Annotated in this window: 10 protein-coding genes; 6 read left to right on the top strand and 4 right to left on the bottom strand. The window is 49.2% G+C overall.

Going from position 1 to position 17,025, the window contains the following annotated elements; genetic code table 11:
- Nucleotides 1-156: 156 nt before the first annotated feature.
- The 3 genes from KVT36_RS06625 to ligA are packed head-to-tail and all read right to left on the bottom strand — an operon-like array spanning nucleotide 157 to nucleotide 3,525.
- Entirely contained in the window at nucleotides 157-600 is a 444-nt protein-coding gene (locus KVT36_RS06625) for a nucleoside deaminase (RefSeq protein ID WP_089907588.1), read from the bottom strand.
- Between the two features lie 16 nt (nucleotides 601-616).
- Entirely contained in the window at nucleotides 617-1,411 is a 795-nt protein-coding gene (locus tag KVT36_RS06620; protein ID WP_217602721.1) for a class I SAM-dependent methyltransferase, read from the bottom strand.
- 5 nt (nucleotides 1,412-1,416) lie between these two features.
- Nucleotides 1,417-3,525: an NAD-dependent DNA ligase LigA gene (ligA, locus tag KVT36_RS06615; protein WP_217602720.1), complete on the bottom strand. Its 2,109-nt coding sequence runs from the start codon at nucleotides 3,523-3,525 to the stop codon at nucleotides 1,417-1,419.
- Nucleotides 3,526-3,573: 48 nt separating this feature from the next.
- On the opposite strand from ligA, the gene KVT36_RS06610 reads away from it, so the two are divergent.
- Both KVT36_RS06610 and KVT36_RS06605 read left to right on the top strand, forming a co-directional pair.
- On the top strand, nucleotides 3,574-5,223 hold the full coding sequence (locus tag KVT36_RS06610) for an amidohydrolase (protein ID WP_217602719.1): 1,650 nt from the start codon (nucleotides 3,574-3,576) through the stop codon (nucleotides 5,221-5,223).
- Nucleotides 5,224-5,363: 140 nt separating this feature from the next.
- Nucleotides 5,364-6,074, top strand: coding sequence for an NUDIX domain-containing protein (locus KVT36_RS06605; protein ID WP_217602718.1), 711 nt, complete (start codon nucleotides 5,364-5,366; stop codon nucleotides 6,072-6,074).
- Nucleotides 6,075-6,559: 485 nt separating this feature from the next.
- Here the strand turns inward: KVT36_RS06605 and KVT36_RS06600 are convergent, their stop codons facing one another.
- Nucleotides 6,560-9,883, bottom strand: a complete 3,324-nt coding sequence (locus tag KVT36_RS06600) for a methylmalonyl-CoA mutase family protein (RefSeq protein WP_217602717.1) — start codon at nucleotides 9,881-9,883, stop codon at nucleotides 6,560-6,562.
- A gap of 169 nt (nucleotides 9,884-10,052) precedes the next feature.
- On the opposite strand from KVT36_RS06600, the gene KVT36_RS06595 reads away from it, so the two are divergent.
- The 4 genes from KVT36_RS06595 to KVT36_RS06580 all read left to right on the top strand — a co-directional run bounded on the left by KVT36_RS06595 (nucleotide 10,053) and on the right by KVT36_RS06580 (nucleotide 16,984).
- Nucleotides 10,053-12,500, top strand: a complete 2,448-nt coding sequence (locus tag KVT36_RS06595) for a bifunctional YncE family protein/alkaline phosphatase family protein (protein ID WP_217602716.1) — start codon at nucleotides 10,053-10,055, stop codon at nucleotides 12,498-12,500.
- Nucleotides 12,501-12,557: 57 nt separating this feature from the next.
- A complete protein-coding gene (locus tag KVT36_RS06590; RefSeq protein WP_217602715.1) occupies nucleotides 12,558-13,991 on the top strand; it encodes a glycoside hydrolase family 125 protein in 1,434 nt (477 codons plus the stop codon).
- A gap of 22 nt (nucleotides 13,992-14,013) precedes the next feature.
- Nucleotides 14,014-15,792 carry a hypothetical protein gene (locus KVT36_RS06585; protein WP_217602714.1) on the top strand — a complete coding sequence of 593 codons (1,779 nt, stop codon included), beginning with the start codon at nucleotides 14,014-14,016 and terminating at the stop codon, nucleotides 15,790-15,792.
- A gap of 106 nt (nucleotides 15,793-15,898) precedes the next feature.
- Entirely contained in the window at nucleotides 15,899-16,984 is a 1,086-nt protein-coding gene (locus KVT36_RS06580) for a PA0069 family radical SAM protein (protein WP_217602713.1), read from the top strand.
- Nucleotides 16,985-17,025: the final 41 nt, after the last annotated feature.

Here is a 17,025-nt window from a genome sequence, read left to right as displayed (position 1 = left end):
CCTGCATCAACGCAGGCCCTCATTTTATTGAAATGGCTGTGTCCCCAAATTCGTAATTATTCATAATCACGATTATTTTCAATGGCATTCCCCGCTTGGCGGGGCAGGCTATGCGCCGCTTTGGGCGGGGTCGTAATTGATAATTCGTAATTAACCTCAGCGCAGTCTTCTTTTCTCAAAGAATGTTTTTACCAGCTGCAGGCTTTCGGTTTCTCCCGGGCCTTGTTCCAGCCTGGTTTTGGGGTGAAAGGGAATGTGGTCGCCGGTGGAGCGGCGGTAGCTGTGTTTATCATCGCGGGCTGCATAAACAATGCGGCCTATTTTGCTCCAGTATAAAGCGCCGGCGCACATCAGGCAGGGCTCCAGGGTTACATAGAGGGTTGCCTCCATCAGGTATTTGCTGCCCAGCGAATTGAAGGCGGCTGTTAAGGCAATCATTTCTGCATGGGCCGTACAATCGTTTAGGCGCTCTACCTGGTTGTAGCCGCGGCCAATAACCTGCTCATTCATCACTACTACGGCGCCTACCGGTACTTCGCCATCGTCAAAAGCTTTGCGGGCTTCTTTCAGCGCCTGCTGCATGAAATAATTATCGTCCATAACTATTGGTAGGATTTTATATCCCGGTTGGTTTTCTGCAAAGGAAATGTAAAAAATACGGTACTACCTGTGCATCCTGTAAGGATGGATATTTTGCTAATACTGCATCATCCGGGTAAGGTTCATTGATGCGCCCCAGCAGAAAACCTGCATCAACAATGGCGCTGACCCATTGGGTAAGCGTTCTGTTAAACATGGGTACTTTAAAGTTAGAGAACTGCTCCTGCCGCTTACCGGCTGCGCTGCTAAAAGTCCATTCTGCTACTTTTCCGTTCTGGTAGTTAAAATAACCCCCAATTTCTACCGCATATGTTTCACCTGCTGCATTCCTTAAATTCTTGCGATGCGGAGTATCAAAGCAGGGATGGGTAATGGAAAATTGAAAAAAGCCGCCTGGTTTCAACACCCGGAAAGCTTCTTTCAGTGCTTCTTCCGGATGGGGAATATCCATCAGGCACATGAAGGAGGTAGCAAAGTCGAACTGCTGGTTGTTAAAGGGCAGCTTAGCGGCGCTGGCTATAGAATAGGTAATGCCCAGGGGATCCTTATCTTCTGCTTCCTTTGCGTGCGCAATAAAATTCTCTGCAATATCCACAGCCTGTAAGGCAGCGCCGTTCTTTGCCAGCAGCCGGGTATTGGCGCCTTCCCCGCAGCCAATATCAATACCGGAAAGCCCTTTTATTTCCGGCAATAGCTTAAAGAATGCGGGAGTGTTATAACCATCCCGGTGAATATCAAATCCCGCCCGGGCCAGTATGGTCCAGGCTTCTGCATTTTCATTCCAATGTTGTCCTGCTTCCTGTTCATTCATGGGAATTAGCTTTCTGTCATCTTAATAAATTCGTCCTCTGTTAGTATGCGGATGGTGTTGATCTTCTTTGCTTTTTCCAGCTTGCTGCCGGCATCTTCACCTACTACCAGGTAATTGAGCTTGCTGCTTACGCCACTCAGTATTTTACCACCCTGCTGTTCTACCATTTCTTCCGCATCACTGCGTTTCAGCTTGGCTAAAGTGCCGGTGAACAGGAAGGTTTGGCCTTCCAGGCTGCCACTGCCGGATTGGGAGGATTTATTATTGACCAGTGTTACACCCAGCGATTCCAGCTTTTTCAGCACAGCTATATTATCTGCATTGGCAAAGAACTGCGTAATGGAGCCGGCCACTTTAGGGCCAATGTCTTCCAGTTCCAGCAGCTGCTCCGCCGTCCAGTTCGTATAGTCTAAGAGGTGATGAATGGCATTGGCCAGTGTTTTGGCAGTGGTTTCTCCTACATAACGGATGCCCAGGCCAAAGATCAGCCGGTGCAGGGGCTGTGTTTTGGATTGCTCAATAGCTGATTGCAGGTTATCCAGGGATTTTTTACCAAAACCTTCCAGCTTTGCCAGCTCAGTAAAATCCATCTCATAAATGCCGGGAATATCTTTCATTAATCCCAGGGTATAGAATTTACGCACATTGCTTTCACCCAAACTGCGTATATCCATGGCATCCTTACTCACAAAATGGATCATGCGTTCTATTACCTGCGCTTCGCAGTTAATATTGGGGCAGCGCCAAACGCTTTCTCCTTCCGGTTTTTCCAGCTTGCTGTTACATACGGGGCAGTTCTTGGGAAATACAATATCCTGCTCAGAACCATCGCGCAGGTCTGCCACGGACTTTACAATGTAGGGGATCACATCACCGGCTCTTTCTACCAGCACGGTATCGCCTATTTTCAGATCTTTTTCCTTTACCACATCTTCATTGAACAGGGAAACAGAGCCCACGGTTACGCCGCCAATAGGCACGGGATCAATTTTAGCTACCGGTGTAATAGAACCGGTGCGGCCTACCTGGAACTCTACTTTCCGCAGCTTGCTGGTAGCCTGCCGGGCTTTGAATTTATAGGCAATGGCCCAGCGCGGGTGGTGGGTGGTCATGCCCAGCTTATCCTGCAGGGTATAGTCATTTACCTTTATCACCATGCCGTCTATTTCATAGGGCAGGTTATCCCGTTCTTCTTCAAATTTCAATACGTAGTCAATTACAGCGTCTATGCCTTTCACTACTCTCTTTTCCTTGCCGGGACTGCGGAAACCCAGGTGGCTCAGGAGGTCCAGCGTATTGCTATGGGTTTGGATCTCTTTAGGCTCTTCCTTTCCTTTATCCATTACATGATAGCTCATGTGGTACAGGAAGGCTTCCAGCCCGCGTTTGGCTACTTCGCGCGGGTCTACCATGCGCAGGGAGCCGGATGCGGCATTACGTGGGTTGGCCAGCGGCGGCAGGTTATCTGCAGTGCGCTGATCGTTATAGGCTTTAAAAGTGTTTTTGTTGATAAGCACCTCGCCCCGGATCTCAATAGATTGAATGCCATAGGCGCTGAAGTTGGCGGAGAGGGGAATATTGCGGATCTGCCGGATGTTAACGGTAATATCTTCTCCGGCTACGCCATCACCACGGGTGGCGCCCCGTACCAGGCGGTCGTTTTCATAGATCAGGGAAATACTGGCCCCGTCAAACTTAGGCTCTATACAATATTCAATATCTGTAAGGCCGGTGAGCTCGCGTGCTTTGCGGTCCCAGTCTACCAGGTCGTCGGAATTGTAAGAGTTGTCAAGGCTCAGCATGGGCACCAGGTGCTGTACGGTAGGGAACGATTTGCTTAAGCCCAGCGCTACCCGCTGTGTGGGCGAATCAGGGCTTACCAGGTGCGGATTTTCCTGTTCCAGCTGTTTAAGCCAGGCAAACAGCTGGTCGTACTCAAAGTCGCTCAGCACCGGATCGCTTTGTACATAATAGCGCCAGTCATTGTAAATGATCACGCGCTGCAAGGCTTCCAGTGTTTCTTCCGGGTTATTGAGCAGCTGTTGTTTGCTTAATTTACCCAGCAGCGTTTTGGCCAGCTGGGCAAGGGTGCGTTCTATTTCCTTCGTATACATATATTCAAAACTGTGCGTAAATTTAGTTTTTATACATAATACTCCCTCATGAAGTTATTACCCATTTGCTGTATGGCCCTCCTGTGCTGGAGCTGCAGCAGTAAAAAACAAGCCGACCTTATTATTCATCATGCAAAGATCTATACGGTGGATGCGCATTTCAGCCAGGCGCAGGCAATGGCTATCCATCATGGAAAGATAGTAGCCATTGGTGACGAGCAGGAAATACTGGAAAAGTATACTGCTCCGCAGGTGCAGGATGCAGGCAGCCATTTCATATACCCGGGATTTATTGATGCCCATGCCCATTTTATAGGTTATGGTTTTAGCCTGCAGCAGGTGAACCTGGTGGGTACCCAAAGCTGGCGGGAGGTAATAGATCGTGTAAAAACCTTTACAGCAGCCCATCCACCGGCTGCAACACAGTGGGTGATGGGCCAGGGCTGGGACCAGAACGACTGGCCGGAGAAAGCCTTTCCTGATAAAACAGTGCTGGATAGCCTGTTTCCCCATACGCCGGTTTTATTGGGTAGGGTAGACGGCCATGCGGCCATTGCCAACCAGGCAGCATTGGATGCAGCCAGCGTACATGCAGGGCAAACTTTAACAGGTGGTGTAGTTGAAACAAAGAATGGGAAGCTCACCGGGATCTTAATAGACAATGCAGTGGGGATAGTATTTGACAAAGCGCCGCAACCCACCAGCGCCCTTTTGCAAAAAGCATTACAGGATGCAGCTGCCAGCTGTTTTGCAGCAGGCCTAACCACTATTGCGGATTGCGGCATTATGAAAAATGAGGCATTGATGATCGATAGCCTGCAGCAACAGCAGCTTTTGAAAATGCGTTTATACGTGCTGTTAACAGACAGCACGGAGAACTACGACTACTTTTTACCCAAAGGCCCTTATCGTACGGATCATATAAACATAGCCGGTTTTAAATGTTATGCAGATGGAGCTTTAGGCTCCCGCGGGGCCTGCCTGTTACAGGATTATACAGATAAACCAGGCTGGAAGGGCTTTCTGCTGAAGGATAGCAGCTATTTTGCCATGCGGGCCGCACAGCTGATCAACACAAAGTTCCAGTTATGCACGCATGCCATTGGCGATTCTGCCAACCGCGAAATACTGCGTATATACAGCCACGTATTAAAGGGTAAGAACGACCGGCGCTGGCGTATAGAACATGCGCAGATAGTGGCCCCGGAAGATGTGCCTTTGTTTGGGCAGTACAGCATTATCCCATCTGTACAGCCTACGCTTGCCACCTCTGATATGTACTGGGCCGGCGCCCGCCTGGGGCCGGAGCGTCTTAAAAGCGCTTATATCTACCAGCAGCTGTTGCAGCAAAATGGCTGGATGCCGCTGGGGACCGACTTCCCGGTAGAAGATATTAATCCCCTAAAAACATTCCTGGCAGCAGTAGCCCGTATGGATGCCAATAACTATCCGCCCGGCGGCTTTCAGAAAGAGAATGCATTAACCCGGCAGCAGGCCTTGCAGGGCATGACCATTTGGGTAGCTAAAGGTTGTTTTGAAGAGGATACCCGCGGCAGCCTGGAGCCGGGTAAGCTGGCAGACCTGGTAATACTGGACCATGATCTGATGGAAATGCCGTTGGACTCAGTGCTGAAAACTAAAGTGCTGGCTACTTTCAGCGGAGGGGAACAAGTATATAAAGCAGGTGGTGTAAAATAATTTTCGTTGATATAAAAAAATCCCATAACTTTTATAATACATTACGCTCATTCAACCAAGCGGACGGCCATCCCTAAGAAACCGAATACCAATACAACAAAGAGCAAGCTAACATTTAAGAATTCCACGTTTTTATAGCTATGCAGGCAAAGAACATTAATGCGCATCTGACAGAGATCAGTACCTACTTTAAAATGGCTATTTCGGTAGACTGTGTCATCTTTGGCTTTGACAATGATGAACTAAAAGTATTGCTGATAAAATCCGACCTCAATGAATTTACAGGTAAATGGTCATTACTGGGCGATATTGTACGCCCTGAAGAAGAGCTGGACGAAGCGGCCTACCGTGTGCTGAAAACCCGCACAGGCCTGGATCATGTGTACATGGAGCAGGTGCAGACCTTTGGCGGCGTGCAGCGGCATCCCGCAGGACGGGTAATTACAGTAGCCTATTATTCACTGGTGAACATAGAGCAGAATGAGCTGAAAAAGCACGGGAACGAGCTGCACTGGCATACTGTGAAGAATGTAACGGATATGGCTTTTGATCACCGGGAAATTTTACACAGCTGTCACGAGCGTTTAAAGCATAAGGTCATAGAGCAGCCGGTAGGCTTTAACCTGTTACCTAGAAAATTCTCCCTGCGCGAGCTGCAAAACCTGTATGAAGCCATACTGGATGTAAAGCTGGACCGGCGCAACTTCAGAAAGAAATTTTTATCGATGGACCTGTTGGTTGATCTGCATGAAGAAGAGGATGATGTACCGCACCGGCCGGCCCGCTTGTATAAATTCAATTTTGAAAAATACGATCAGCGGAAGAAGCGGTATTTAGGGATTGGGTTCTGAGTGGACTATGGTCCATCGATCTCTTAAAGCGTAATTAATACGCTTTTAAAAAAAATTTCTTTTTAACAAAAATTTAAGCTAAGATTGTGTAAGTGATACACATCCTTAGATGTTGTAACCATAGAACCAAGATTTAAGCTGAAAACCAAAATCTGAATTAATCACGCTATTCTGTTTTAAAGCAAACTTGTTATCGTCTTTTTTGAAAAGGAAAACCTATTTGTTACCGTCATTCTAAAAAGAAACAAGCCATTTTATTTAATGAACCAGGAAGATCCAGGATCAACATACTGCTGATTTATAATTCCACGTAATGAAAACTTGTAGTCTTTCCGCAATTTGCCGGATGCCTTGTTGTTTTACTTTCCCTTGCACAGTATTTTTTGCGCAGGGGAAAGTAATTCCGGGCGACTAACTTTCCTTTAAAAATGCAGCCATAAAAAAAGTGGCCACAAAATGCGGCCACTTCCTGATATAAAGATCAATTACATATTCCTTCTATACTGCCCGCCTACTTCATACAGCGCATGTGTAATTTGCCCCAGGGAACAGTGTTTCACCGTTTCCATCAGCTCCGCAAACAGGTTACCGTTATTTACCGCTACCTGTTGCAGCTGCTTTAAAGCATTTACACTTTTATCTGCATGCCGTGCTTGAAACGCCTGCAGCGTATTGATCTGAAATTCTTTTTCTTCCGTGGTGGAACGGATCACTTCTGCCGGTATAATGGTAGGGGATCCTTTTTTATTCAGGAAAGTATTCACACCCACGATCGGGTATTGCCCGTCATGTTTCAGTGATTCGTAGTATAAGCTTTCTTCCTGGATCTTATTACGCTGGTACATTCTTTCCATAGCGCCCAGCACCCCGCCGCGTTCTGTGATCCGGTCAAATTCCAGCAGCACAGCTTCTTCCACCAGGTCGGTCAGCTCTTCAATAAAGAAAGAACCCTGTATAGGATTTTCATTTTTGGCCGTACCCAGCTCCTGGTTAATGATCAGCTGAATGGCCATAGCACGGCGTACACTTTCTTCCGTAGGCGTGGTAATGGCTTCATCGTATGCATTTGTGTGCAGGGAATTGCAGTTGTCATAAATAGCGTACAGGGCTTGCAGGGTGGTGCGGATGTCATTAAAATCTATTTCCTGCGCGTGCAGGCTGCGGCCGGAGGTTTGAATATGATATTTCAGCTTTTGTGAACGGTCGTTGCCCTTATATTTCTGACGAATGGCTTTGGCCCATATGCGGCGCGCCACGCGGCCTATTACAGCATATTCAGGATCCATGCCATTGCTGAAAAAGAAAGAGAGGTTGGGTGCAAAATCATCTATATGCATACCCCGGCTCAGGTAATACTCCACATAGGTAAAACCATTCGCTAAGGTAAAAGCCAGCTGTGTAATAGGGTTGGCGCCTGCTTCCGCAATATGGTAACCGGAAATGCTTACAGAGTAAAAGTTGCGTACCTGCTGTTTAATAAAATAATCCTGCACATCGCCCATAAGCTTTAATGCAAATTCGGTGGAGAAAATGCAGGTGTTCTGCGCCTGGTCTTCTTTCAGTATATCTGCCTGCACGGTGCCCCGCACAGTATTTAAAGCGTGTGCTTTTATTTTTTCATATACATCCCTGTCCAGCACTGCATCGCCGGAAATGCCCAGCAGCTGCAGGCCTAAGCCACTGTTGCCCTTTGGCAGACCGCCATTATAATGCGGTAAGGGATGTGCTTTGAACTTTGCTTTAATGCGCTGCTGTACCTGTTCCGTTAACCCGTTCTCCGAAATGTATTTTTCACATTGCTGGTCAATGGCTGCATTCATGAAAAAGGCCAGCAGTATGGGCGCGGGGCCATTAATGGTCATGGATACAGAGGTTTTGGGATCACAAAGATCAAACCCGCTGTACAGTTTTTTAGCATCATCTACCGTGGCAATGCTTACCCCGGAATTGCCTACTTTTCCATAAATATCGGGGCGGTGGGCAGGGTCTTCCCCATAAAGGGTAACACTGTCAAACGCAGTGCTGAGGCGCTTTGCCGGCTGGTCCAGTGTTACGTAGGGGAAACGTTTAATGGTCCCTTCCGGGCCCCCTTCCCCGGAAAACATACGGGTGGGGTCTTCCCCTTCCCGTTTCAGCGGGAACACGCCGGCTGCATAGGGGAATTCACCCGGCAGGTTTTCCGTAAGCTGCCAGCGCAGTATATCGCCCCAGTCTTTGTATTGCGGTAAGCTGATCTTGGGAATGCGCGACTGCGAAAGGCTGGCTGTATATAAAGGCAGCTTGATCACTTTGTTCCTTACCTGGAACTCATAGTGATCTGCAGTGTATTGCTGCTGCAGCTTTGGCCAGTTCTCAATCAGCTGCAGGCAGCTGGGGTGCAGCTGCTGTTGCAGATGGGCCTTTATGTTATTCAATTCATCTTTGGCCTTTACCTCCTGCATAGCCAGCACTCCTTCCAGCTGGTACAGCTGGCTGGCAATGGCGCTTTGTTCATTTACCCATTTACCATAATCATGGATCACCTCTGTGATCTCTGACAGGTAGCGCACCCGCGCAGGAGGAATGATCTGCGATTTGGTAGTGGTATCCCGGGGCCGCTCATGAGTTACTTCTCCAAAGCGTACCCCATTCTTTGATTCAATAATATGGATCACTTTTTCAAACAGCTGGTTAATACCGGCGTCATTGAACTGGGAGGCAATGGTGCCTACCACCGGCAGGTCTTCGTCCTTTGCGGTCCATAAGCCATGATTGCGTTTGTATTGTTTGCGCACATCATGCAAGGCATCTAAGGCGCCGGCTTTATCAAACTTGTTGATAGCAATGGTATCTGCATAATCCAGCATGTTGATCTTTTCCAGCTGGGAGGCTGCGCCGTATTCCGGCGTCATTACATACAGGGATACATCGCAGTGGTCTGTAATAGCCGTATCACTTTGGCCAATACCGGAAGTTTCCAGGATAATGAGGTCAAACCCTGCCTGCTTGCAGATGTCTACCGCTTCCTGGATATGTTCACTGATGGCTTTATCACTTTCACGGGTAGCCAGGGAGCGCATATAGGCGCGGGGATGGTGAATGGAGTTCATGCGGATCCGGTCGCCCAGCAAAGCGCCACCGGTCTTTTTCTTGGAGGGATCCACAGAGATCACTGCCACGGTCTTATCTTCAAAGTTGTGCAGGAAGCGGCGCACCAGCTCATCTGTTACACTACTTTTACCGGCCCCGCCGGTACCGGTAATACCCAGTACGGCCTTGGTTTTTTGCTGGTCTGGCTGCCAGTCGGGCAGCTGGTCGTTTTCTGCAATGGTAATGGCCTGCGCAATGATCTTGTATTGTTTATCGGCTAATTTCTGCAGCTGCCCGTTCAGCACGGGTACGGTCAGAAAATCGCACTGGCGTATTACATCTTCGATCATGCCTTCCAGGCCCATGTGCCGTCCGTCATCCGGGGAGTACAGGCGGGTAATGCCATAGGCATGCAGCTCATCAATTTCAACCGGTAAAATGGTGCCGCCGCCGCCACCGAATATTTTAATATGGCCGCAGTGTTTTTCCTGCAGCAGATCGTACATGTATTTAAAGAATTCTACGTGCCCGCCCTGGTAAGAGGTAACGGCAATACCCTGTGCATCTTCCTGGATGGCGCAGTCTACAATTTCAGCGGCAGAGCGGTTATGGCCCAGGTGTATCACCTCTGCGCCCTTGGATTGCATAATCCGGCGCATGATGTTAATGGCGGCATCATGCCCGTCAAATAAAGCCGCAGCAGTAACAATGCGTACTTTATGCTTTGGTGTATAACTCATAATATCAGTTTTCCATTGGTATAAGCCAACGTTGCAAGTTACGAAAATAGGGGCAGCACGGCACACAAGCACGGTAGTTGTTATGGTACCATTAATTTACAGTGAACATTTCCCTATTTTACACAGCCCTTTCTAACTTTACCCTCTTCCTGTTTCAAAATATGCACTGATGAAAAAACTATGCTGGATCCTGGCCCTCGTAACCGCCTTACCGGTTATGGCACAAAAGAAAACCACTGATACTGCTGCCCGCCGCATTACCCTGCCCAATGGCTGGTCCCTTACGCCAGTGGGGCGTTCCCTGCCCCTGGGCGATCTGCCGTTGAACATGGTATTATCCAGCTCCGGCAAATTTCTGGCAGTTACCAATAACGGGCAGGGCCGGCAAACCATTCAGCTCATAGCTACAGCAAAGGAAACCCTGCTGGATGAGGTGACCATTCCCAAATCCTGGCTGGGCCTGGCCTTTAGTAAAGATGAAAAATACCTGTATGCATCCGGCGGTAATGATAATGTGATCTGGAAATATGCTATTAATAATAACAAGCTGCAGCTGGCAGACAGCATTTCCCTGGGCAAACCCTGGCCGGAAAAAATAGGACCTGCCGGTATAGCCATAGATGATGCGCATAAAAAGCTGTATGTAGTAACCAAGGAAAATAACAGCCTGTATATTATAGACCTTACCACTAACAAGGTCCAGAACAAGGTGGCTCTGGAAGCAGAAGCCTATACCTGTGTGCTGTCGCCGGATGGCAAGCAGCTCTACATTTCCCTGTGGGGAGCGGATAAGGTAGCTGTGTTTAATACAAAACAGCAGCGTATTACAACCAGCATTGCAACAGAAAGCCATCCGAATGAGCTGATACTTTCTTCTAATGGCCGTTACCTGTATGTGGCTAATGCCAATGATAATACTGTATCTGTTATAAACGTAAGCACCGGTAAAGTGATCGAAACCCTCAATACTGCTTTATACCCCGGTGCGCCTGCAGGCTCCACTACTAATGGCTTGGCCCTTTCCGCCAACAACCGCACGCTGTACATTGCCAATGCAGACAATAACTGCCTGGCGGTATTTGACGTGGAAAAGCCGGGTAAAAGCCGTTCCAGGGGTTTTATACCGGTAGGCTGGTATCCTTCCTGTGTAAGGGTATTGGGTAAAAAAGTGCTGGTGGCCAATGGCAAAGGATTTACCTCCCTGGCTAACCCGGAGGGGCCTAACCCCATTCGCCGGCAGGATGCGGCCGGCCGCCATGAAGGCAATACACGGGCCGATAAGCCGGTACAATATATTGCGGCGTTGTTTAAGGGCACCCTTTCCATATTCAGCGAGCCAGATGAGGCAACACTCAGCCGCTGGTCAGGGCTGGTATATGAAAATACGCCTTACACCAAAGCCCGGGAGCAGCTGGCGCCGGGAGCAGCAGGTAATCCTATTCCGCAAAAGCAGGGCGATGTTTCGCCGATCAAATATGTGTTTTATGTGATCAAGGAAAACCGCACGTACGACCAGGTGCTGGGCGATATGCGGGAAGGTAACGGCGATAGCAGCCTGTGTATATTCCCGGAAAAGATCACTCCTAACCAGCATGCCCTGGCCAGCGAGTTTGTGCTGCTGGATAATTTTTATGTAGATGCAGAAGTAAGTGCAGATGGGCACAACTGGTCTATGGCTGCTTATGCCACCGATTATGTGGAAAAAACCTGGCCTACCAGTTATGGCAAACGTGGCGGCACCTATGATTATGAAGGCAGCCGTAAAATAGCCTACCCTAAAAAAGGTTTTATCTGGGACTACTGCCAGCGGGCAGGGGTAAGCTACCGCACCTATGGCGAGTTTGCAGAAAGCAATAAAACTAACCTGAAATCGCTGGAAGGTCATTTCTGTATAGGGTATCCGGCTTTTGACCTGGCCATACAGGATATTCACCGGCAGCAATTGTGGGCGCAGGACTTTGACTCGTTAGTGGCTGCAGGGGCCTTACCGCATTTTAATACTATACGCCTGGGCAATGATCATACCAGCGGTATGCGCAAGGGCGCCTATACACCTTTTGCCGCTGTGGCAGATAATGACCTGGCAGTGGGCCGGCTGATAGAGCACATCTCCCATAGCCCTGTATGGAAAGAAAGCGCCATTTTTATTCTGGAAGATGATGCGCAGAATGGCTCCGACCATGTGGATGCACACCGTTCCCCCGTATACGTGATAAGCCCTTATACCAAACGGAAAACCCCGGTGCATAACATGTATGCCACCGCGGGAGTGTTGCGCACCATGGAGCTGATCCTGGGCCTGCCGCCAATGAGCCAGTATGATGCTGCTGCCACGCCTTTATGGGAATGTTTTACCCCCACCCCGGACCTGCGCCCCTATACAGCGCGGGAGGCGAATGTAAGCCTGGAAGAACGTAACACTGCCTGGAATGAGAGCGCCCGGCGTTCCGCGGCCTTTGACCTGGAGCATGAAGACCGTGCCCCGGACCTGGATCTGAATGAAGTGGTATGGAAAGCTATTCATGGCGAGCAGGCCGTTATGCCCGCCCCGCGCAGAAGCGCTTTTGTAAAGCTCCGTGCAGATGATGACGAAGCAGAGGAGGAAGATGAACGATAGTTGGGGTTTATACTGCCAACTATTTTTATATCTTGCGCTTTCATAAGTTATAATTCCATGGTAGCACGAAGAGATTTTATCCGTAACAGCAGCCTCCTGGCAGGCGCAATAGGGCTGGGGTTTCCTAAACAGGTATTGGGTTGGGATGGTTATGCCTCACAACGCCCGCCGCTGGCACAACGTAAGTTCACCAGCCAGGCAGTGGAAAAAGCAATTACCTCTATCAAAAAACAGATAGCCGATCCCAAGCTGGCCTGGATGTTTGAGAACTGCTTTCCCAAAACGCTGGATACTACTGTAAACCATAAAACTATAGACGGCCGCCCGGATACGTTTGTGCTTACAGGTGATATTCATGCTATGTGGCTGCGCGATTCCTCTGCCCAGGTATGGCCTTACCTGCCGCTGGTGAAAGAGGACAATGCCCTGCAGCAGCTGATTGCCGGTGTTATTAACCGTCAAACGAAATGCATTTTAATAGATCCTTATGTCAACGCCTTTAACGAAGGCCCCACCGGCAGCGAGTGGGATAAGGATATTACTGATATGAAGCCGGAGCTGCATGAGCGCAAATGGGAAATAGATTCCCTTTGTTATACCGTACGCCTGGCCTACCATTACTGGAAGATCAGCGGCGATACCAAGGTGCTGGATGATAGCTACCGCAAATCATCTGCCCTGATCGTAAAAACTTTCAAAGAGCAGCAGCGTAAAGACGGCAAAGGCCCTTACAAGTTTCAGCGTGTTACGCCGGTGCAGTCAGATACTGTGGCCAACAGCGGTTATGGCGCGCCCATTTCCCCGGTAGGGCTTATTGTATCTACTTTCCGTCCTTCGGATGATGCTACGGTGTTTCCCTTCCTGATCCCCTCTAATATGTTTGCCGTAGTATCCCTGCGGCAGCTGGCGGAGATCAGCAACACCGTTTGGAAGGATGCCGCTTTTGCCAAAGAATGTACAGACCTGGCCAACGAAGTAGACCGTGCTATTAAGGCTTATGCCGTGGTAGAACATCCGCAGCTGGGCCATATGTATGCTTTTGAGGTAGATGGATTTGGCAACCGCCTGTTTATTGACGATACCAATGTGCCCAGCCTCTTATCCATCCCTTACCTGGGATATACCACGGCCGATGATCCGCTGTACCAGACGGCCCGCCGTTTTGTATGGAGCACTTTTCACCCATGGTTTTACCAGGGTAAATATGGTGATGGCGTAGGCAGCCCGCACACGGGTGTAGACTACATCTGGCCCATGAGCATTATCATGAAAGCCATGACCACGCAGAACAAGGAGGAGATTGCAGAATGCATCCGTACCATCCGTAATACGGATGGGGATAAAGGGTTTATCCATGAATCTTACCAGAAGGATGATCCGACCAAGTTCACCCGCCCCTGGTTTTCCTGGGGCAATACCCTGTTTGGTGAGCTGATCATGAAAGTGAGCCAGGAATACCCGGAACTGCTGAAAAGACAATACAGTTTATAATTTCAAAGCATTTTCCCTCGCCATGCCCCCGGAAAAAATTTACGCCGACCGTTTAGCCCAGCTGCAACAACAGATCACAAAGGCCCGCGGCCAGCTGCAGGTATTGGGCTGGGTGCGCCTGGGCTGCTTTGTGGGCATACTGGTATGCGCCTGGCAATACATTGCAAAGAATTTTGAACCCGTATGGTGGCTGCCTATATTGGCGCTGCTGGCAGGTTTTATATATGCCCTGGCCAAATATCAGCGGGTAAAGGATAAGCTAGAGCTGCTGTTAACCTTGCAGCAGCTGAATGAAAAGGAGCTGCACCTGCAAACTACCTATGAATCCCGGTTTGAGGCGGGGAATGATTTTGTGGAGGAGCAGCACCCCTTTGGTACGGATCTCGATGTTTTTGGCCCTGCATCCTTATACCAGCATCTAAACCGTACCGGTACCTTAATGGGCAGGCAGGAGCTGGCTTATGCGCTGCAGTTCCCTTTACAGGAAACCGCCGCCATACAACAAATGCAGGCTGCTGTAAAAGAGCTTACGCCGAAAGTGGAGTTCCGGCAGCTGCTTACCGCGCAGGCCATGCTGGCGCATGAAACCCCTGCTGACCGGGCCTCCCTGCAGCAATGGCTGCAAATGCCTTTCTCTTTTAAAGATAAAAAATGGCTGCGTTTACTCAGCTGGCTAAGCCCGGCCTGTTTGATCATCAGCATCATTATATATAGCTATACCCGCAATTATTACCCCGCCACTTTTTTCTTGATGGTAAACTGGCTGCTGCTGGGATCAAATTCCAGGCAAATGCTGGCGCAGCATCAGCAGTTAAGCAATAAGGAGCAGGTATTACGCAAGTTTGCCACGCTGCTGCAGCTGGTAAAAAAAGAATCGTTTGAAACATCCGCGCTGCTTAAAACGCAGCAGGAGCAGGCCGCAGTAGCAGGGGATGCGCTGCACCGGCTGGCCCGCATCAGCAATGCGCTGGATCAAAGTCTGAACCTGATAGTAGCTACCGTCCTGAACTCTTTGGTGTTATACAGCCTGCATTGCATGTTTAGCCTGGAAAAATGGAAAGCCCGCTACCAGCACCAGGTGCAGGACTGGATGCAGGTAATTGCACGTTTGGAAGCCTGGGGCAGCCTGGCCACTTTTGCCTTTAACCATCCCGCATACATCTTCCCGGAAGCTACGGAACAGGGCGGGCTGGAAGCCGCGGCAGTAGGCCACCCGCTGATACCGGCCAAAGAATGCGTAACCAATAGCATTACAGTAGGCCGTCCGCAGCATTTCCTCATTATTACCGGTTCTAACATGAGCGGCAAAAGCACTTTTTTGCGCAGTGTAGGCAGCAACCTGCTGCTGGCCATGTGTGGTGCGCCGGTATGTGCGGAAAGGTTTTCCTTTACGCCTGCGCACATCATGACCTCCATGCGTATTAAGGATTCCATTGCCCGGCATACCTCTTATTTCCAGGCAGAGCTGTTACGCCTGCAGCAGATCGTAAAAGTGCTGCAGCGCGGCGGCAACGTATTTATATTGCTGGATGAGATATTGAAAGGCACCAACTCCGCTGACAAGCTTACCGGCTCACAACAATTGATCACCCATCTTTTGCAATATAATTGCATGGGCATGATAGCCACTCACGACCTGGAGCTGGGACAGCTGGAACAGGTATACCCGCAGCAGATCAGGAACTATTGTTTTGAAAGTACCATCCAGGAAAATCGCTTATACTTCGATTACCGCATCCGCGAGGGCATTGCCCACAACAAGAATGCTACTTTCCTGATGCAGCAAATGGGAATTATATAATGTGCAGATGTGCACATCTTCACATTTAACACATGTGCATATCTAATCCATGTTTAATTTGGTAAATAGCTAATTAATTTAGTATTTTTACTAAAATAATTAGTATATGACTTTGCCTTTCCAGGAAGGGGGCGCACCTGAAGATCCATATTATAAGGGCAGGGGTGCGCAGCTCAATCCAAAGAATAAATTCCTGCAAAGTGAATACGCGCAGGATCACCCGGAAGGGATCGATGAATGGTGGCAGGCGGATGTGCCTACCCAGATCATTGAGGAGCATGCAAAATCATTGGTGAATAAGGTAGATAGCCCGGATGTGGGGATGTGGTACTCCATGAATCCTTACCAGGGCTGTGAGCATGGCTGTATCTATTGTTATGCGCGTAACTCGCACCAGTACTGGGGCATGAGCGCCGGGCTGGATTTTGAGCGCAAGATCGTAGTAAAAAGAAATGCCCCGGAGCTGCTGCGCAAGTTCCTGGATAATAAGAACTGGGCGCCAAAGCCTATCAGCCTTTCCGGGAACACGGATTGTTACCAGCCGGTGGAGCGTAAAATGTGGATCACCCGCCAGCTGCTGGAAGTAGCCCTGGAATATAAACAGCCCCTGGGTATTATTACTAAAAATGCACTGGTGCTGCGGGATAAATACCTGTTACAGAAACTGGCGCAGGACCAGCTGGTATGTGTTTATGTATCCATTACCTCCCTGCAGGAGGACCTGCGTTTAAAAATGGAGCCCCGTACCACTACGGCTGCACAGCGTTTTCGTATAGTCAAAGAGTTAAGTGATGCCGGGATACCCGTAGGGGTAATGACCGCCCCCATGATACCCGGGCTTAATGAGCATGAAATGCCTCAGCTGCTGGAAATGGCCGCCCAGAACGGGGCTAAGTTTGCCGGTTACACCATTGTACGGTTAAATGATGCCATAAAGATCATTTTCAATGACTGGCTTTATAAGAACTTCCCTGACCGGGCAGATAAGGTATGGCACCTGGTAGAAAGCATGCACGGAGGGAAGGTGAACGATAGTGAGTTTGGGCGCCGCATGCGGGGAGAGGGCAATGTAGCAGACCTGATCCGCCAGCAGTTTAAGATCCATACTAAAAAGAACGGGTTGAATATGGAGAAGCTTGAATTAAATACTTCGCTGTTTCAAAGGCCGCAGCAGCAATTACGGCTTTTCTGATAGGGGCAGTCCACAGACCACGGGCTACAGAGGGCGCCGGG

Source organism: Chitinophaga sp. GbtcB8, from assembly GCF_019091455.1.
Taxonomy (GTDB): Bacteria; Bacteroidota; Bacteroidia; order Chitinophagales; family Chitinophagaceae; genus Chitinophaga.
This window is presented reverse-complemented; position numbering and strand designations above follow the sequence as displayed.